Below are 18,200 nucleotides of genomic sequence, written 5' to 3' on the forward strand. Positions count from 1 at the left end.
CCGAGAGCTGACACTCTCGATATCAATCAACCAAAGGAATCCCAGCCAGAACACGAAGCCCTGGCACGGGGTATTACTTGGCACTGACTTTCGGCACGCTGTTGAGTTCTCAAGGAGCGGACGCGCACGGATCCCGGCCAATCTTTTGGCCCTCGTCCGAGGCGGTTTCTCCACTGTACACCGCGCTCCGCAGCAGCTCGCCCTCAGGGGCTCCGCCGGCGGTTTCCCGGGCCTCGCGGCCCGGTCCGTTCTCGCTCGGTGCAGGAGGAACCATACACGGCCGCGGAGGGGTCGTGCAGGGGGGGTCGGTGTGGCCCCGCGCACCCCCGTCGGAAAGGCCGCGGGGCCCGGGGGCACCGAGTTCCGCGGGCGGGCCGGCGCGCCTGGCCCCGCGCTCAGGCGACGCCGCGCGGGCGGAACTGGACGCTCACCCGCGGGCCCACCGGCCGCGTCGTCTTGGGGATGCAGTGCTCCCAGGTCCGCTGGCAGGAGCCGCCCATCACGACGAGGTCGCCGTGCCCCAGGGGGAAGCGCAGCGACTCCCCGCCACCCACCGGGCGCAGCAGCAGGGGTCGCGGGGAGCCGAACGAGACGATGGCGACCATCGTGTCGGCGGAGCGCCCACGGCCGATCCGGTCGCCGTGCCAGGCCACGCTGTCCCGCCCGTCCCGGTAGAGGCACATGCCGGCGGTGACGAATGGCTCACCGAGCGCCGGCAGGTAGTGGCGGTTCAGCTGCGCCCGGGCCTCGGTCAGCAGCCGGTGCGGGAGCTGCTCCTGGCCGGAGTACCAGCGCAGGAGGCGGGGCACGGCGACCTCGCGCTCGTACATCTGGCGGCGGTCCTCCCGCCACCCGATGTCCCCGAGCAGCACTTCGAGCACCTCGTCGGAGCCGGACACCCAGCCCGGCAGGTGGTCGACCCAGGCGCCGGCCGACAGCTCGTGCCGCACGACGCGTCGGGGCAGGGGCGTGAGCGCGGCCTCCTCGGCCAGGTCCCACATGGAGGGCTGGTGCGCGACCTGCATGCCGGCACGCTACCCCGCGTTTCGCACATCTGTGCGAAAAGCTGTGGAGAACTCAGGCGGTGAGGGCGAGGGCGAACGGAAGGACCGTTGCGGCACCAGCCCGGCGCAGCTCGCGGCCGGCGACGGTCATGGTCCAGCGGGAGTCGGCCAGGTCGTCGACGAGGAGCACCGGTCCGGAGACCTCCGCCAGGCGGGCACGGAGCTCCGGCCCCACGACGATCCGGTCCCATACCGCGGCGAGCCGGAAGGCGCTGTTGCCGCCGGGCTGCCCGGTCGGCCCGCCGTGGGCGAGCGAGAGCTCGCCGAGATAGGGCAGGCGCCCCATACGGGCCAGGCCCTGCGCCACCCCGCTCACCAGTTGCGGGCGGCGCCGCGACGGCATCGCCACCACCGCCGCCGGGCGCTCCGCCCAGTCCCAGGCGGCGAGGACCCGTCCGCAGGCGCGCAGGAGCTCCTCGTCGGGTGGCACGTCCGAGACGGACCGCCGCACCGGCACGTCGAACGCTGCATCGGGGTCCTCCTCGAGGCCCGGTGCCTCGAGGTCGAGCTCGACCACCCCGCCGACGCCGTCGTCCCCGAGGAGGGTGCGCAACCGCTGGCCCCAGCCCAGGTCGGTGAGGCGGGCCACGGCCCGGCCGGTGGTGGTCTGCTCGCCCGGCGGGATCTTGCCCTTGACGTCGACGCCGAGCCGGTCGGCGCCGGTCGGCCACATGGCCCGCGGCGCCAGCTCCACGCCGGGCCGGTCCAGCGCGACCGAGGCTGCCTCGGACGCCGCCGCCGGGACGTCGGTCTCGTACCACGGGCCCGCGCAGACGTCGCACCGCCCGCACGGGGAGGCCGTCGGGTCGTCCAGCGCCGACTGGAGGAACGCCATGCGGCACTCCGCCTCGTCGACCGGCTTGGCGTAGGTCAGCATCGAGCGCTGCTCGGCCTCGCGGGTGCGCGTCACGCGGGCGTAGCGATCGGCGTCGTAGACCCACGGCTTCCCGGTCGAGCGCCAGCCGCCCTGCACCCGCTCCACCGCGCCGTCGACGGCGAGGACCTTCAGCAGCAGCTCCAGCCGGGAGCGGCGGACGTCGGCGACGGTCTCCAGCCGCGCGACCGACCAGGCCTTGCCGTCGGCCATCGCTGCCAGCACGGCGGCGGCGTGGTCCTCGCGCGGCATGGAGGAGGTCGCGAACCACTGCCAGATGGCGATGTCCTCGGGCCCGGGCAGCAGCAGGACGTCGGCGTGCTCGACGGCGCGCCCGGCGCGACCGACCTGCTGGTAGTAGCTGACCGGGGAGGACGGCGCCCCCAGGTGGACCACGAAGCCCAGGTCGGGCTTGTCGAAGCCCATGCCCAGCGCGGAGGTGGCGACCAGCGCCTTCACCTCGTTGTTCCGCAGTGCCTCCTCGGCGTCCTTGCGGTCGGCGTCGTCGAGCCGGCCGGTGTAGGCGCGCACCTCGTGGCCGGCGTCGCGGAGCAGGTTGGCCGTCTCCTCCGCCGCCGCGACCGTGAGCGTGTAGACGATGCCGCTGCCCGGCAGGTCGCCGAGGTGGGCCGCCAGCCAGGCCAGCCGCGCCCGGTCCGACGGCAGCCGGAGCACGCCGAGCCGCAGCGAGTCGCGGGAGAGCGGGCCGCGGACAGTCGTCACCTCGACCCCGCCGGCGCCCAGCTGCTCGGCGACGTCGGCGACCACGCGCTCGTTCGCGGTCGCCGTCGTGGCCAGCACGGGCGTGCCCTCGGGGAGGGTGCCCAGCAGGTCGCGGATGCGGCGGTAGTCGGGGCGGAAGTCGTGCCCCCAGTCGGAGACGCAGTGCGCCTCGTCGACGACGACCAGCCCGCAGCGGGCGACCAGCCCGGGCAGCTGCTCCTCGCGGAACCGCGGGTTGGTCAACCGCTCGGGGGAGACGAGCAGGACGTCGACGTCGTCCGCGGCCAGGCGGGCCGCGATGTCGTCCCACTCGGTCATGTTGGCGCTGGAGATCTCGACCGCCCGGATGCCGGCGCGGGCCGCGGCGGCCACCTGGTCGCGCATCAGCGCCAGCAGCGGCGACACGAGCAGCGTCGGGCCTGCGCCGCGGCGGCGGAGCAGCGCGGTGGAGACGAAGTACACCGCGGACTTCCCCCAGCCGGTGCGCTGGACGACCAGCGCCCGCTGGGACCGCTCGACCAGCGCGGCGACGGCGGCGTCCTGCCCCTCGCGGAAGACGGCGTCGGGGCGGCCGGTGAGCTCCCGGAGGATCTCCAGGGCCTCGTCGGCGATCGAGGACGGCGGTGCGGCGGTGCTCATGCCGACGACAGTAGGCACGAGCAGGGACGGACCGGGTGGCCGCGCGGAACCTGGGGACGGCGGGGGAGAATCCACAGGCGATGGCACACGAGAGGGCACACCAGGGGCAGCTGCCGGCCGACAACCACGTGCACACCCACTGGTCGTGGGACACACCCGACTCCTCGACGATGCGCAAGGCCTGCGAGCGGGCCGTCGCCCAGGGGCTGCCGGCGATCGCGTTCACCGAGCACCTGGACTTCACCGTGTGGCACGACGAGGACCGCGCGTCCGCGGAGGGGCTGCTCGACCGCCACCCGGCCCACCAGCTCCCCATCGACGTCGAGGGCTACGTCGCGGAGCTGGCCGAGGTGCGCGACCGGTTCCCGGAGCTGCGCATCTGGTCGGGCATCGAGACCGGCGAGCCGCACCTGTTCGCCGCCAGCATCGCGCGTCACCTCGAGGGGTCCCCGGTCGACCGGATCCTCGGCTCGCTGCACTCCCTCTCCGACGAGGGCCGGCTGGTCGGCGTGGGGCGGCTGCTGCACGTCGACGCCGACGCGACGATGCGCCGCTACCTCGGCGAGATGGTCGGGATGATCGAGAGCAGCGACGTCTTCCAGGTGCTGGCCCACGTGGACTTCCCGCGCCGGTACTGGCCCGGCGGCTCGCACCGGTACGTCGAGAAGGACTACGAGGAGGAGTACCGGGCGGTGTTCCGGGCGCTCGCCGGCACCGGCCGGGCGCTGGAGATCAACACCAGCAGCCCGCTCGCCTCCGCCGACCAGGTGCGCTGGTTCCACGAGGAGGGCGGCGAGGCGGTCAGCTTCGGCAGCGACGCGCACGCGCCCACGGCGGTCGGGCAGAAGTTCGACCTGGCCGTCGCCGTCGCCGAGGCCGCCGGGTTCCGGCCCGGGCGCGACCGCTTCGACTTCTGGCGCCGCTGACCGTCAGGCCGGGGCGGCGGCGGGCTCCGGCCGGTACCAGGCCCAGAGCACCAGGCCGGCGACGAGGGACCAGAACGCCGACCCGATGCCGCCCACGGAGACGCCGCTGATCGCCACGAGGAAGGTGGCGACGACGGGGATGCGGTCCTCCGCCCGCGCCAGCGCGCCGCTCAGGGACGCCGCCAGCACCGGCCACAGCGCGAGACCCGCAGCCGCGGCGACGAAGCCGGCCGGGGCGGTCACCACCAGCGCGGCGACGGCGGCCGAGACGAGCGCGAAGCCCACGTAGGCCAGGCCCGCCGTGCGCGCGGCGAGGTACCGGCGCGAGGGGTCGGGGTCGGCCTCGGGCCCGGCCGCCAGCGCCGCGCTGATGGCGGCCAGGTTGATCGCGTGCCCGCCGAACGGGGCACCGAGCAGCGTGCCGGCACCGGTGACGGCCATGGCCGACCGCCAGGGCGCCCGGTAGCCGTAGGCGGCCAGCACCGCCATCCCGGGCACGTTCTGCGAGGCCATGGTGACCAGGAACAGCGGCAGCGCCAGCCCGATGACGGCGGTGGAGGTGAGGTCCGGCGTCGTCCACTCGAGGACCGGGACCAGGGCGGCGACGTCGACCCCGCCGTCGCGGGCGGCGAGCCAGCCGATGAGGCCCAGGGTGACGGCGAAGGCGGCCGGCACCGCCCAGCGCGGGGAGAACCGCAGCAGGACCGCCCACACCAGGACCACCGGCACCACCAGCCAGGGCATCTCCAGCGCGGAGCGGACAGGCTGCAGGCACAGCGGGACGAGGACGCCGGCCAGCATCGCCTGCGCCAGCACAGGGGGGATGGCCCCGATCACGGAGCCCAGCCGGGGCCAGGCCGCGGTGAGCAGCACGAGGGCTCCGACCAGGACGAAGGCCCCGACGGCCACCTCCCAGGACGGCGCGGAGGCGGTCGCGAGGAGGGCCGCGCCGGGCGTGGACCAGGCGACGGTGATCGGCATCCGCGTCCGCTGGGCCAGCAGCACGGTGGCCAGCCCCATGGCCACCGACAGGACGACCAGGCCCGAGGCCGCCTGCCCCGGCGTGGCGCCGACCGCGCGCAGGCCGGTGAGCACGACGGCGAACGAGCTCAGGAAGCCGACGAGCGCCGTCACCAGCCCCGCGACGGTCGTCGACGACGGAGCAGCGCGCACGGCGCGGGACGCTAGCCGAGCGGGGCGGGGCGCCCCGACGGCGACGGGCAGGGGTGGCCGACCTCACGCCCGCGCGGCCGCGCCCGGCTCTACGTTGCTGTTCGTGAGTCACCCCGCTCCGACGGTCCGGGACGCGACCGTGGCCGACGCCGCCGCGTGCGCGGCGATCTACGCGCCCTACGTCACCGGCACCGCCATCACCTTCGAGACGGACCCGCCCACCGCCGAGCAGATGGCCGGCCGGATCGCCGCGGCCCTGCGCACGCACGCCTGGCTGGTGCTGGAGCACGACGGCGCCGTCGTGGGGTACGCCTACGCCGGGCCGTACAAGGAGCGCGCGGCCTACCGGTGGTCGTGCGAGGTGAGCGTCTACCTGGAGCCGGGGCGCGGCCGGCGCGGCAGCGGGCGGGCGCTCTACACCGCGCTGTTCGAGCGGCTGGCCGCGCGGGGGTACCGGACCGCGATCGCCGGCATGACCCTGCCCAACGAGCCGAGCGAGGGCCTGCACGCGGCGATGGGTTTCCAGCCGATCGGCACCTACCGGCGGATCGGCTGGAAGCACGGCCGGTGGCGGGACGTGCTCTGGGCGCAGCGGTCGCTGGGCACCTACGACGACCACCCGGCCGAGCCGAGCTGATCCCACCCCGACAACTACTTCACCGCTAAGGGAAATCCCGCTAGGGTCCCCGGGGTGACGTCGACCCGCGTGGTGATCGCCCTCGGCGGCAACGCCATGACCGGCGCGGACGGCTCCGCGACTCCCGAGGCGCAGCGCGACGCGATCCGGGAGGCCGCCGGGCACATCGCCGAGGTGGTGGCCGCCGGCGTCCAGGTGGTGCTCACCCACGGCAACGGCCCGCAGGTGGGCAACCTGCTGGTGAAGAACGAGCTCGCCGCCCACGAGGTGCCGCCGGTACCGCTGGACTGGAACGTCGCGCAGACGCAGGCCACGATCGGCTTCACCGTGGCCGACGAGCTGGACACCGCCCTCGCCGCGCGCGGCCTTCCCCAGCGCACCGCGGCGCTGGTCACCCGCACCCTCGTCGACGGCGACGACCCGCACTTCGCCGAGCCCTCGAAGCCGGTCGGCCGTTTCCTCCCCCGGGAGCGGGCGGAACGGTTCATCTCCCTCGGTCAGACGTGGGAGGACCGCGGCGAGAAGGGCTGGCGGCGCGTCGTCGCCTCGCCGGAGCCGCTGTCCGTCGTCGACTCCCCCGCCATCCACGCCCTGGCCGCGGCGGGGTTCGTCGTCGTCTGCGCCGGCGGTGGCGGCATCCCCGTCGTCGACGACCACGTGGACGGGCACGCCCTGCGCGGGGTCGAGGCGGTCATCGACAAGGACCTGACCGCCGCGATCCTCGCCCGCGACGTCGACGCCGGCACCCTGGTGATCGCCACGGACGTCCCGAACGTCATGGTGGACTTCGGGACGCCGGCGCAGCGCCCGCTGGCCCGGGTGACCGCCGCGGAGCTGCGCGAGCTCGCTGCCGCAGGCCAGTTCGCCCGCGGCTCGATGGGCCCCAAGGTCGAGGCCGCCCTACGTTTCGTGCAGACGGGCGGTACCCGCGCCGTCATCACCTCGCTCGAGCACATCGCCGACGCCGTCCGCGGCGACGACGTCGGCACCGTCGTCACCACCACCTGAAGGGAACCCGCATGCCCGCACCGATCGAGGTCCGCAAGGTCCCGCTGCACAACGTCAGCGACGCCTCCGAGCTCGCCAAGCTCATCGACGACGGCGTGATGGAGGCCGACCGCGTCGTCGCCGTCATCGGCAAGACCGAGGGCAACGGCGGGATCAACGACTACACGCGGATCATCGCCGACCGCGCCTTCCGCGAGGTGCTGCTCGAGAAGGGCTCGCGGAGCAAGGAGGAGGTCGGTGACATCCCGATCGTCTGGTCCGGCGGCACCGACGGCGTGATCAGCCCGCACGCCACGATCTTCGCCACGCTGCCCGAGGACGCCGTCGAGAAGACCGACGAGCCCCGGCTGACCGTGGGCTACGCGATGAGCGACGTCCTGCTGCCCGAGGACATCGGCCGCGTCGCGATGGTGGAGAAGGTCGCCGAGGGTGTGAAGAAGGCGATGGAGGCCGCCGGCATCACCGACCCGGCCGACGTCCACTACGTGCAGACCAAGACGCCGCTGCTGACGATCGACACGATCCGCGACGCCCACCAGCGCGGGGAGACGACGATCCTGGAGGAGCCGCACGGCTCGATGGACATCTCCAACGGCACGACGGCGCTGGGGATCGCGGTGGCGCTCGGCGAGATCGAGATGCCGAAGCAGGAGCAGATCATGCGCGACCTGTCCCTGTACTCCTCGGTCGCGTCCTGCTCGTCGGGCGTGGAGCTGGACCGGGCGCAGATCGTCGTCGTCGGCAACGCCCGCGGGCACGGCGGCAGCTACCGCGTCGGCCACTCGGTGATGAAGGACGCGCTGGACCAGGACGGCATCTGGGCCGCCATCCGCGACGCCGGCCTGGAGCTGCCCGAGCGCCCGCACCACACCGACCTGGGCGACCGGCTGGTCAACGTGTTCCTCAAGTGCGAGGCGTCGCCCGACGGCAAGGTGCGCGGGCGGCGCAACGCGATGCTCGACGACTCCGACGTCTCCTGGCACCGCCAGATCAAGGCGTGCGTCGGTGGCGTGACCGCCTCGGTGACCGGCGACCCGGCGGTGTTCGTCTCGGTGGCCGCGGTGCACCAGGGACCGTCCGGCGGCGGCCCGGTCGCCGCGATCGTCAAGGCGTGACGAGCTCCTAGAACCTGCTTCGGGGAAGTGGGGTTCCGGACGACGGTCCGGGGCCCTGCTTCCCCGAGGTCGTTCCCGGGGGCTAGGCGACGAGGCCGCGGAGGCCGACCGGCGGCAGCGGTGAGGTGAGGTCCTCGTCCGCGACCGGGGGGTGCGCGCGGGACGGCGCCGGGACCGGCGGCCGCCCGCGGCGCTCCGCCCCGCCCGGGACCACGAAGCGGTAGGTCGCGTCGACGTCGCGGACGGCGAAGACGTCCTCGTCCGGGCCCGCGTGGTGCAGGACGACGGTGTCGAAGCGCTCGGCGACCCGGCGCAGGGAGTCGGCATCGGAGACGTCGATGACCGTGCCACCCGCGGCCAGCCCGGCGACCGGCACGATCCGATCGGCGTGCCGCACGAGGAACGCGTCCGCGGCGTCGCCGCGACCGGTCCGGCCGAGCAGGGTCCCGATCCCGGCGACGAGCAGCGCGAGCGCCAGCACGGCGAGCGCGACGGCCCGGGCCACGCCGACGGGCACCGAGAGCGCCAGCACGTCGAACGAGCGGGGGCCGACCGTGGTCACCTGCACGGACGTCGGGGTCGCCGCCGTCAGCACGGTCTCGGGGTCACCCGCCAGCCGCAGGGCCGTCGGGTCGAGCGCGAAGTCCAGGCCGGCCGGGGAGCCCGCCTCGAAGGCGGTGCCCCGCACGCTGCCGGTGAGGGCCACGGTGGGGGTGACGGTCAGCGTCGCGGTGCTCCCCGACACGCCGACCTCGGCGTAGTGCCGGGCCAGCACCTCGGCGGCGCGGGCGGCATCGACCTCGACCGACGCCGCTGCCACCCCGTCGGTGAAGCCGACGACGGGGCCGCTGGCGAGGTAGGTGCTCCAGCCGTCGGCGGCCTGCACGGTGACGTCGAGGCGCAGGGCGCCCTGGAGACCGGCGAGGTCGGGGCCGGTGACGGTGTCCTCGTAGGAGACGGTCAGCCCGGTGGACAACCTGGTCCAGACGGTGTCACCGGTTCCCACCGTCCCGTCGGGGTAGGTGGTGCCGCGCTCGGCGGTCCCGGTGTAGGAGAAGCGCCCCTGCTGGGTGACCGTGAGCGGCTCCTCGACCGCCTCGGTACCGGGGACGACGAGGAGCGCACCGGCACCCAGGGCGGCGACCAGCGCGACGGCGGCGGCGACCAGCGCCACCTGGCGGGCGCGGGCCCGCACGAGCGCCCTCAGCGAACCACGGGGGACCCGCGGCAACTGCACCGAGGGCACCGGGAACGCGGGGACCGAGAAGGACGGCGTGCGCAGGGTCGGCAACCGGCGGCGGAGCGCGCGGGCGCGGTGACCACCGCGCTTCCGGCTGGCCGCGGAGAGGACCAGGGCCGAGGCGACGCCCACGAGCGCCAGCACCGGGGGGGAGCTGATCGCCTCGAGCGCCTTGCCGCCCTGCGGAATGCGGACGAACAGCCGGCCGAGGATCTCCTCCTGCGTCGGGCGGTCCTCGTCGAGCCAGTCGTTGCTGTCGCCGCGGGTCACGAAGCCCTCGGCGTCCGCGGCGACGATGCGGTGCATGACAACCGTGTCCAGCGACTCGCTGCGGTAGGCGACGACGTCACCCACGGAGTAGGAGCCGGCGCGGCTGAGCACGGCGAGGTCGCCGGCGGAGAACTCCGGCTCCATGCTCCGGCCGATGGTGGTGACGTAGGTGGTGCCGCCACCGAGCGCGTGCGGCCAGAACAACCACACGGTCGCGAGCACCAGCGCGACGGCGGCGCTGGTGCTCGCGACTCGTGATGCGGCGGTCATGGGGGCCCAATCGGTATGCGGCGGGGCGGCCCGGAGACCGCCCCGCCCCTTCGTGGTGCTACTTCGAGGTAACCGTCAGGCCGACCTTGGTGATCAGCTTGATCTCGACCGTGTCGGGGACGTCGCAGATGATCAAGTGCGCAGGGTCCTGGAAGGAGTACTCGCACGTGGAGGCACTACCCGGCATGACCCCGCTCGCCGAACTGAGGGTCATGACCGCGTTCATGTCGGTGGTGTCCTCGGCGGCCGTGAAGGTCACCTTGTCCAGCTTGGTGGCATCGGTGCTGAGGGGGGTGTAGGCGATGTTGTTGACGACCACGCCCGACACTGCGAGCTCCCCGTAGCCCGCGGTGTCGTCCGACGCGGGGAGCGTGTTGCTGTTGGTGAACGCGGAGCTGGTGGCGGCGACTCCGGCGACCGCGACACCGGCGAGCAGAACGCGCGACAGGCGCATGGCAGTGGTCCTGTTCTCTCAGTGGCCCAGACCCGCCGGGATGCTGGTCACCCGGTCCACGTGCTGGCTGCGCCGAATCATTGACGCCCCTGTTCTCGGCAGGACCCTGCGCATTCTCAACTCCTGTCCCAAAAGAAACCGGAGTCGCTGAGTCGACAATTTCGGGACGGTCACCGAATGGGGCAGGAATGGCTCCCCGGGCGGGTTCGGCGGTGGACCGGCGCGCCTTCCCGGGGACCTGGACCTGCGGCCTAGCGTGTCCCGGAGCCTCCCGGCCCACGGGCAGGTCCACCGGTCAGCTGCAGGAGGGAACGGGTCGTGCGTCCGTCCGCGTCGTCAGGCCCCGCTCCGCTCCCCCCGGCGACGGCGGCGACCGTCCCGGCACCCCGCCCGTCCCGGGGCCCCGTCGGGCGGGACACCAGCACGGAGGACGCCGCGCGCCAGGCCGGCGTCCTCGCCCGGGCCTCGCGCGAGGTCTCCGACACCTCCGCGGAGGCCGCCTCCTCCCTCGCCGAGCTGCGCGCCGCCATCGGCGACATCTCCGCCAGCACCGGCCGGGCCTCGGCCGTCGCCGAGGAGGCCGTGCAGGACGCGCGGGCCGTCGACGAGCGGATCGCCGCGCTGCAGACCGCGAGCGAGTCGATCACCCAGTTCGTCCGGCTGATCGGCGCGATCAGCCAGCAGAGCCGCTTCCTCGCGCTGAACGCCTCCGTCGAGGCCGCCCGCGCGGGCGACCTCGGCCGCGGGTTCGCCGTCGTCGCCGACGAGGTCAAGGAGCTCGCCGACCGGACGGCGCAGGCGGCCCGTGACATCGACGCGCAGATCACGGCGGTGCAGCGGGAGACCCAGCAGGCCGTCGAGGCGGTCCGGCGGATCACCGGGACGCTCGGCTCCATCGCCGAGGCGCAGGACACCATCGCCGCCGCCGTCGAGCAGCAGCGGGCGGCCACCGACCGCGTCGTGGAGAACGTGGAGCGCGCCGCCGGCGGCTCCGCCCGGATCAGCGAGGCCGTGGGGCAGCTGGCCGAGAGCCAGCGGGTGGTCTACGTCCGCCGGGCCCTGGCGGTGGCCGAGCGGCAGCTGGCCGACCTGGGCGGTGCACGGCTCGGCGAGGGCCGCGCCCGGCTGACCGTGCGCGACCAGGCCACCGGGGCCACGCACCCGGCGGAGCTCCCCGACCTGCTGGTCGGCGACCGGCCGCTCGAGCGCAGCGACGACCCTCGGCGCCCGGCCGCGCTCGTCGACGACGTGGTCCGCGAGGTGGGGGGCAGCTGCACGGTGTTCCAGCGCCTGGACGGCGACGGCGGCATGGTGCGCGTGGCGACGACGGTGCTCGACCCGGCCGGGCGGCGCAACGTCGGCACCGCCATCGCCCGCACGGACCCCGACGGCCGCCCCAACCCGGTGCTGGCGGCGGTGCTGGCCGGCGAGACCTACACCGGCGCCGCCACGGTGGCCGGCCGGCCGTACTTCACCGCCTACACCGGGTTGCGGGACGACGCCGGCGTCCTGATCGGCATGCTCTACGTCGGCCTGCCGCTGGACGCGATGCCGGGCACGGGGGCGTGACCGCTCGCGGCATCGCCCGACCCCCGGCCGCCGTCCTCTAGGTTGGGCCCCCGGACGCGCCGCGTCACTGGGCGGGCACGAGGGGGATGCGGTGAAGCGGTCACGGCGCGTGAACGCCGCGCTCCCGGCCCTCGTGCTGCTGCTCGTGGTCGTCGCCGAGGTGGTCAGCGGCCGCGGTCAGGTGGTGCTCGGCCTGAGCGTCATCGCCCCGCTCGCCTCGGCGACCTTCCTCGGCCGACGGGCCACGGTCGCCTACGCCGCGGCGGCCTTCGTCGTCGCCACCCTGCTGGGCCTCTACAGCCAGCAGTACACCGCCGAGACGGCGGTGGCGCAGACCATCCGCCTGGTCGCCGTCGCTCTCGGCGGCGCCCTCGCCGTGGTCACCTGCCAGTTGCGGCTGCGCCGGGAGGCGCACGTCGCCCGGCTCGGCGCGGAGGCCGCGGCGACGCGGGCCGCCGTCCGGACCGGGGAGACGCTGCAGCGGGCCCTGCTGGGGGACATCCCGACCGTCCCGGGGCTGGAGACGACCGCCCGGTACCTGCCCGGCGCCCGGGAGGCCCAGGTGGGCGGGGACTGGTACGACGCCTTCCCGCTGTCCGACGGGCGGACGATGCTGGTCATCGGTGACGTCGCCGGGCACGACGCCCCGGCGGCGGCCACCATGGCGCAGACCCGCGGCATGCTCCGCGCCCTGGCCCGCGTGGGGCACGGCTCCCCCGCGGCCGCGCTGACCGTGCTGGACGACGTCCTCACGGGGCTGGGCCTCGAGACACTGGTGACCGTCGCGGTGGCCACCGTCGACCAGCGGGCCGTGGTGGGCGATGCCGTGCCGCTGCGGTGGTCGAACGCGGGGCACCCGCCCCCGGTGGTCGTTCGGGCCGACGGCCGGGTCGAGGTGCTGGAGCGGATGCCCGACCGGCTGCTCGGCGCCGGCCCCGGCGGAGGGCCGGCCCGCACCGACCACGACCTGCTGCTGCACCGGGGCGACACGCTGCTGCTCTACACCGACGGACTGGTCGAGCGCCGCGGCATGACCCTCGACGACGGCACGACCTGGCTGGTGCGGACGCTGCGGGACATCGGCCGGGAACCGCTGGACCGCATGTGCGACGGGCTGCTCAGCGCGCTGGGCAGCCGCGGGGACGACGACATCGCGCTGCTGGCGGTGCGGCTCCCCGCCTGACGGGCAGCCCGGATGCCGGGGCGGCCGGGATGCCGCACGATGAGGGCACCGCCGGACACGGGCGGTGCCCCGGTGCGACGTCGACGCCGCCGTCCCCCACCTCAGGAGCCCCCCATGCGATCTGCCCGAGTGCTCGTCGCACTGCTCACCGCCACAGCCCTGACCGCCTGCGGCGGCGACGACGCCGGGCCGGGCGGGGGCGACTTCCCGTCTGAGAACGTCCGGCTGCTGGTCCCCTACACCGCGGGCGGACCCACCGACATCGCGGCGCGCGCCCTCGCCGCGCACATGGAGGAGGAGCTCGGCGAGTCCGTCGTCGTCGAGAACCTCCCGGGCGCCTCCGGCGCCACCGCGTACCAGCAGCTCATCCAGGAGGAGGCCGACGGGCACACGCTCTCCATGACCGCGCTGCCGACGGCGGTGCTCAACTACCTGAGCAACGACGTCGGGTACACCCGCGAGGACTTCACCCCGATCGGCGTCGTCACGCGGGTGCCGTCGGGCATCGTGGTGCCGGCCGACTCACCCCACCAGGACCTCGCGTCGCTGTTCGGCGCCGCGCAGGAGCAGCCCGGCGCGGTCACCGTGGGCACACCCGGCGCCACCAACACCCACGCCGCCGAGACCCGGCGGATCACCCAGCTCTACGACGTACCGCTGACCGTCGTCCCGTTCGACGGCAACTCGGAGGTGCAGACGGCGCTGCTGGGCGGCAACGTGACCGCCGGCTTCCTCAACCTCTCCCAGGACGTGCTGCCGGCCATCGAGTCCGGCGACCTGCGCGTGCTCGCCGTCGGGAGCGAGGAGCCGTTGCCGTACGTGGACGCCCCCACCTTCGTCGACGAGGGGTACCCGGAGCTGGTCCAGAGCACGACCACCTTCGGGGTCATCGCGCCCGCCGGGCTGCCCGACGACGTCCGCCAGACGCTCGAGGACACGCTGCGCAGTGCGGCCGAGGAGGCGAGCGTGGTGGAGGCCCTGGACGAGCGGTACGTGCCCGAGGAGTTCATCGGCGGTGAGGGCCTGGCCGAGCTGTTCACCGAGACCGAGGAGACCTTCCGCGGCGTCCTGGACGGGTGAGCGGCGGTCACCCCCCTGCGTCGGGTGCGGCCCCCACCACGGTCAGGTACCGCGAGGGCACGGCGTCCACCAGCCAGACGCCGTTGGCCGAACGGCGGAAGGTGGCGCCGCCCGCGGCCATGCGGGCCGCGTCCACCCGGAGGACGACCGGTCGGCCCCGTCGTCCCCCGACCGCGCGGGCGGTGGCGACGTCGGCGGACAGGTGCACCGCGTGCCGGCGCCCCGGCCGCAGCCCCTCGGCCAGGATGGCCGGGAGGAACCGCTCGACGGTGCCGTGGAACAGCTCTCCCGGCGGCGGCTCGGGCAGGTAGCCGAGGTCGACCGGGACGCTGTGCCCCTGGCTCGCCCGGATCCGCGTGCCGGTGCCGTCGAAGGCGAAACGGCGCTTGCCGTCGGCGGCCACGACGTGCTCGAGCTGCTCCCGGGTCAGCCCCAGCGCCGCGAGCAGCTCGCCGACGTCGGCCCAGCCGGCCGCGTCCAGGGTGAGGCCCGCGGAATCGGGGCGGTGGCGCAGCACGAACGACAGCCGCTTACCGGCCCGGACGACGTCCACCCCGCGCGCCTCAGCTCCGGCGGACGAGCACGAACGCGACGTCGTCCTCCGGGGCGTCGCCGAGCAGCCTCTCGGTGAGCCGTCCCTTGAGCTCCGCCGGGTCGAGGTGCCGCCCCTCGGCGAGCGCCGCCGCGGCCCGCTCGATCCCCTCGTCCAACGCCTCGTCCCGGCGCTCGACCAGGCCGTCGGTGTAGAGCAGCAGCGTGGAACCGGCCGGGAGCACGACCTCGGCCTCCGGCCGGTGCAGCTCGTCGACGACCGCGAGGGGCAGGGACCCCGCGGCCTGCAGCAGGCCGGTGCGGCCGTCCGCGTCGATCAGGATCGCCGGCGGGTGACCCGCGCTGCTGTAGCGCAGCGCGCCGGTGCACGGGTCGAGCACCGCGCAGAACACCGTGCTGACCGCGGCGCCGGGAACCATGGCGGCGAACCGGTCGAGCGCTCCGAGCACCTGCGACGGGGACCTGCTCTCCAGCAGCAGGGCGCGTCCGGCGCTGCGCAGCTGCCCCATGACCGCGGCGGCAGGGAGCCCGCGCCCGACCACGTCGCCCACCACGACCCCGTAGCCGTCACCGGGCAGGTCGACGACGTCGTACCAGTCGCCACCGACCTCGAGGGTCCCGGTGGCCGGCTGGTAGTGGACGGCGAAGCCCGGGGGCAGCACGGTGGGACCGAGGACGGCGCGCTGCAGGGTGACGGCGACGTCGGTGAAGAACTGGGCCCGTGCGCGGTCGGACCGCGCCCGCTCCTCTGCCCGTCGGCGCTCGGCCGCGACCGCCTGCGCGTCGGTGACGGTCGCGGCGACCTGCCCCGCGACCAGCGCCATGAAGACGCGGTAGTCGTCGTCGAGCGGGAGGTGGGGGCTGGCGCCGAGGACCACGGCCCCGACCGGTCGCTCGGCGCCCGCCGCGGTCAGCGGCAGGACGACGGCGGTGTCGACGGGGTCCTGCCCGGCGGGGCTGGCGCCGGAGGCCGTGAGGCCCGGGAGGAGGGCGGCCAGACCGGCGACGGTCTGCGCCTCCCCCGTGGCCATCGCCCGGAACACCTGCTCCGGCACCGGGGCCTCGGCCGTGGCCGGCCCCTCGTGCGCGGCGAGGCCCTGCCCGGCGACGTAGCGCGGCACCCCCTCGTCGTCGGCGAGGTAGACGAGGGCGAACGGGCAGTCGGACCGGGCGTCGGCGAGCAGCCCCAGCGCGGTCACGATCGCCTCGGTGGTGTTCCCGTGGGCGGCGCGCGGCAGGCTGCCCAGCCGCTGCAGCACACCCAGCCGGCGGGCGGTGAGCACCTGGGACGTCGTCTCGACGACCGTGTCGAGCAGCCCGACGACCGTGCCGCCGGGCTCGACGACGGGGCTGTAGGCGAAGGTGAAGTAGGTCTCCTCGTCGTACCCGTGCCGGGTCATGGTGAGGGGGAGGTCCTCGTCGTACGTGGCGCCCCCCGCGTGGACCTCGGCGATCATGGGCTCGATGTCGGCCCAGACGTCGGGCCAGACCTCGGCCGCCCGCCCGCCGAGGGCCGCCGGGTGGCGCCCACCCAGGATGGGTGCGTAGCCGTCGTTGTAGACCATGACCAGCTCGGGGCCCCACATGAGCAGCATCGGGAACCGGGAGTTCAGGCAGATGCTGACCGCGGTGCGCAGGGTCGGCGACCAGTCCCGCTGCGGGCCCAGCGGGGTGCCCGCCCAGTCGTGCTCCAGGACCATCCGCTGGAGGTCCGACCGGGGGCGACCGGGGATCAGCTCCGCCAGTTGGCTGTTCAGCGCTCCGCTCCCCACCCGGCCGGGCACGTCCCGCGCCGCCGAACCGGTGGCTGTCCCACGTGCTGGGCGAATCCTCGCACCTGGACCTGCCGCAGGTGAATCGGGCACGACCGGGAGCCACCCCACCGGATGCGGCGGGCCACCGCCGCCTGAGGACCACGGGTACGGACGCACCGGTCAGCGGGAGTAGTGCTCCACGACCAGCTGCTCCTCGCAGACGGCCGGGACCTCGTCGCGGGTCGGCGTCCGCTGGTAGCGCGCGACCAGGTCGGCCAGCCGCACCTCGAGGTACGTCGGCGCCTCGGCGTGCGCCCCGGACGCGGCGACGACGAACGGCTCCTCGGTGCGCGACTTCTCCGCGATCTGCACGAAGTCGCCGGGCTGGAGCCGGTAGGACGGGCGGTCGACGCGCTCGCCGTTGACCAGCACGTGCTTGGTGGGTGACGAACTGGCGGGCCTGGTAGATCGTGCGGGCGAAGCCGGTCCGGTCGGGCGCCGGTTGCTGGGGCTGGACCGCTTCGGCGTCCGTTTCCGGGTGCAGGGCCGCAGCGGCTGCTACGACCTGCGCGTGCCGTTCGCCGGGGCGCTGGACGGCGTGGACGGGTTCGCGGCCGCCGTCGACCACCTGCTCACCTGCGGCCCCGCCTGAGCGACGAGATCTGCACACCGGACCCATCGGAGGTGGATGAAGGGTGAGCCTGCGAATCTGACCCTGGGTCAGGTGGTCCCGCCACTGCAGCGCCGCAGGGAGTGACGACACGCCGATCAGGAGTCCACCCGCCGTGCGGCCTCGTGTCCACCTCACCCACTAGCCTCCAGGCGATCCAAGACGCGGCCGTCTAGAAGAAGGAGGGGCCGGGGTGCTGGTGGACGCCGGGGTGGACTACCCGGAAGCGCGCACGGTGGTCGACCTGCTCGCCACGAGCAGGGGCGACGTCCTGATCAGCCTGGTCGAGTCGGCCGACCCCACGCAGATCGTGGTGTCGATCGGCGAGGACCGCTCACGGCGGCGCGTCCGCCTCGAACCCGGTGAGCACGTGGAGGTGATCTGGCGCGGGCCCGAGGAGCTCCGCTCCCTCCCCACCGAGCTGATCGCCGCGGAGCTGCACCCGCCGCAGTGGCGGCTGCGGCCCGTGGGCCCGTCGACCCAGGGCCAGCGGCGGTCCGCGGTGCGCGCCCCGCTCAGCCTGCAGGTGCGGATGACGGTCGGGCCGGACGTGCTGCACGGCCTGACCGTGGACATCAGCGAGGGCGGGATCCGTGCGCTGTTCGCCCCGCGCGAGCCCGCGCCCACGGCCGGCACGCCGCAGCGCCGGCCCACGGCGGGCTCCCCGCCGGAGCAGCCGATCGCAGATGTCGCGCCGGAGCCCGCGGCGGACGGCAGCTCCCCGGGGGAGCCCGGCGACCCGCTGCGCATCGGCGCGGCCCTCCCGCTGGTCGTGCGCCTGGAGGAGGGGGAGGAGCTGGCCTGCCGGGGCGAGGTCATCCGGCGGATCCCCCGCCAGGACGGCGGCATCGAGCTGAGCCTGCGGTTCGTCGACATGCCGGAGAGGATCCAGGACCTGATCCGCCGGCACGTCTTCGCCGGGCTCCGGTCGCTGCGCGCCCGCGGCGTGCTCTGAGCCGGCTGCGGTCGCGCCTGACCCGACGCGCCCCGGATGCGACG

The 18,200-nt window shown here is 74.8% G+C and carries 17 protein-coding genes; 9 read left to right on the forward strand and 8 right to left on the reverse strand.

Features of this window, described 5'->3' with window-relative positions:
- Nucleotides 1-395 precede the first annotated feature (395 nt).
- Nucleotides 396-1,025: an alpha-ketoglutarate-dependent dioxygenase AlkB gene (locus ACI79W_RS12985; protein ID WP_456562498.1), complete on the reverse strand. Its 630-nt coding sequence runs from the start codon at nucleotides 1,023-1,025 to the stop codon at nucleotides 396-398.
- A gap of 52 nt (nucleotides 1,026-1,077) precedes the next feature.
- Entirely contained in the window at nucleotides 1,078-3,300 is a 2,223-nt protein-coding gene (locus ACI79W_RS12990; protein ID WP_456562499.1) for a DEAD/DEAH box helicase, read from the reverse strand.
- A gap of 80 nt (nucleotides 3,301-3,380) precedes the next feature.
- Here ACI79W_RS12990 and ACI79W_RS12995 point away from each other — a divergent pair, with 80 nt between their 5' ends.
- A complete protein-coding gene (locus tag ACI79W_RS12995; protein ID WP_456562500.1) occupies nucleotides 3,381-4,226 on the forward strand; it encodes a PHP domain-containing protein in 846 nt (281 codons plus the stop codon).
- 3 nt (nucleotides 4,227-4,229) lie between these two features.
- On the opposite strand, the gene ACI79W_RS13000 is transcribed toward ACI79W_RS12995, so the two are convergent.
- A complete protein-coding gene (locus ACI79W_RS13000; RefSeq protein WP_456562501.1) occupies nucleotides 4,230-5,399 on the reverse strand; it encodes a benzoate/H(+) symporter BenE family transporter in 1,170 nt (389 codons plus the stop codon).
- Between the two features lie 103 nt (nucleotides 5,400-5,502).
- On the opposite strand from ACI79W_RS13000, the gene ACI79W_RS13005 reads away from it, so the two are divergent.
- From ACI79W_RS13005 to bar, 3 genes are read left to right on the forward strand one after another with little or no spacing between them, the layout of a single operon-like run.
- Entirely contained in the window at nucleotides 5,503-6,036 is a 534-nt protein-coding gene (locus ACI79W_RS13005; protein ID WP_456562502.1) for an N-acetyltransferase family protein, read from the forward strand.
- A gap of 54 nt (nucleotides 6,037-6,090) precedes the next feature.
- Nucleotides 6,091-7,044, forward strand: coding sequence for a carbamate kinase (locus tag ACI79W_RS13010; protein WP_456562503.1), 954 nt, complete (start codon nucleotides 6,091-6,093; stop codon nucleotides 7,042-7,044).
- An 11-nt stretch (nucleotides 7,045-7,055) separates the two neighbouring features.
- Nucleotides 7,056-8,159 (forward strand): barbiturase, encoded by a 1,104-nt coding sequence (gene bar, locus ACI79W_RS13015; protein WP_456562504.1) that lies wholly within the window; start codon nucleotides 7,056-7,058, stop codon nucleotides 8,157-8,159.
- 82 nt (nucleotides 8,160-8,241) lie between these two features.
- On the opposite strand, the gene ACI79W_RS13020 is transcribed toward bar, so the two are convergent.
- Nucleotides 8,242-9,939 (reverse strand): signal peptidase I, encoded by a 1,698-nt coding sequence (locus ACI79W_RS13020; RefSeq protein ID WP_456562505.1) that lies wholly within the window; start codon nucleotides 9,937-9,939, stop codon nucleotides 8,242-8,244.
- 58 nt (nucleotides 9,940-9,997) lie between these two features.
- Nucleotides 9,998-10,393: a hypothetical protein gene (locus ACI79W_RS13025; RefSeq protein ID WP_456562506.1), complete on the reverse strand. Its 396-nt coding sequence runs from the start codon at nucleotides 10,391-10,393 to the stop codon at nucleotides 9,998-10,000.
- 318 nt (nucleotides 10,394-10,711) lie between these two features.
- Here ACI79W_RS13025 and ACI79W_RS13030 point away from each other — a divergent pair, with 318 nt between their 5' ends.
- From ACI79W_RS13030 to ACI79W_RS13040, 3 genes are all read left to right on the forward strand, one after another.
- Nucleotides 10,712-11,962 carry a Cache 3/Cache 2 fusion domain-containing protein gene (locus tag ACI79W_RS13030; protein WP_456562507.1) on the forward strand — a complete coding sequence of 417 codons (1,251 nt, stop codon included), beginning with the start codon at nucleotides 10,712-10,714 and terminating at the stop codon, nucleotides 11,960-11,962.
- Between the two features lie 91 nt (nucleotides 11,963-12,053).
- Complete coding sequence (locus tag ACI79W_RS13035) at nucleotides 12,054-13,145, forward strand: PP2C family protein-serine/threonine phosphatase (protein ID WP_456562508.1); 1,092 nt, start codon at nucleotides 12,054-12,056, stop codon at nucleotides 13,143-13,145.
- Between the two features lie 114 nt (nucleotides 13,146-13,259).
- Nucleotides 13,260-14,225 carry a tripartite tricarboxylate transporter substrate binding protein gene (locus ACI79W_RS13040; RefSeq protein WP_456562509.1) on the forward strand — a complete coding sequence of 322 codons (966 nt, stop codon included), beginning with the start codon at nucleotides 13,260-13,262 and terminating at the stop codon, nucleotides 14,223-14,225.
- 7 nt (nucleotides 14,226-14,232) lie between these two features.
- On the opposite strand, the gene ACI79W_RS13045 is transcribed toward ACI79W_RS13040, so the two are convergent.
- From ACI79W_RS13045 to ACI79W_RS13055, 3 genes are all read right to left on the reverse strand, one after another.
- Complete coding sequence (locus ACI79W_RS13045; RefSeq protein WP_456562510.1) at nucleotides 14,233-14,778, reverse strand: RNA 2'-phosphotransferase; 546 nt, start codon at nucleotides 14,776-14,778, stop codon at nucleotides 14,233-14,235.
- A gap of 10 nt (nucleotides 14,779-14,788) precedes the next feature.
- Nucleotides 14,789-16,549 (reverse strand): PP2C family protein-serine/threonine phosphatase, encoded by a 1,761-nt coding sequence (locus ACI79W_RS13050; protein ID WP_456562511.1) that lies wholly within the window; start codon nucleotides 16,547-16,549, stop codon nucleotides 14,789-14,791.
- A gap of 162 nt (nucleotides 16,550-16,711) precedes the next feature.
- Nucleotides 16,712-16,963: a hypothetical protein gene (locus ACI79W_RS13055; protein WP_456562512.1), complete on the reverse strand. Its 252-nt coding sequence runs from the start codon at nucleotides 16,961-16,963 to the stop codon at nucleotides 16,712-16,714.
- Nucleotides 16,964-16,970: 7 nt separating this feature from the next.
- On the opposite strand from ACI79W_RS13055, the gene ACI79W_RS13060 reads away from it, so the two are divergent.
- Both ACI79W_RS13060 and ACI79W_RS13065 read left to right on the forward strand, forming a co-directional pair.
- Complete coding sequence (locus ACI79W_RS13060) at nucleotides 16,971-17,183, forward strand: hypothetical protein (protein WP_456562513.1); 213 nt, start codon at nucleotides 16,971-16,973, stop codon at nucleotides 17,181-17,183.
- Between the two features lie 211 nt (nucleotides 17,184-17,394).
- Nucleotides 17,395-18,156: a PilZ domain-containing protein gene (locus tag ACI79W_RS13065; RefSeq protein WP_456562514.1), complete on the forward strand. Its 762-nt coding sequence runs from the start codon at nucleotides 17,395-17,397 to the stop codon at nucleotides 18,154-18,156.
- Nucleotides 18,157-18,200 lie beyond the last annotated feature (44 nt).

This window comes from Blastococcus sp. SYSU DS0533, from assembly GCF_054050775.1.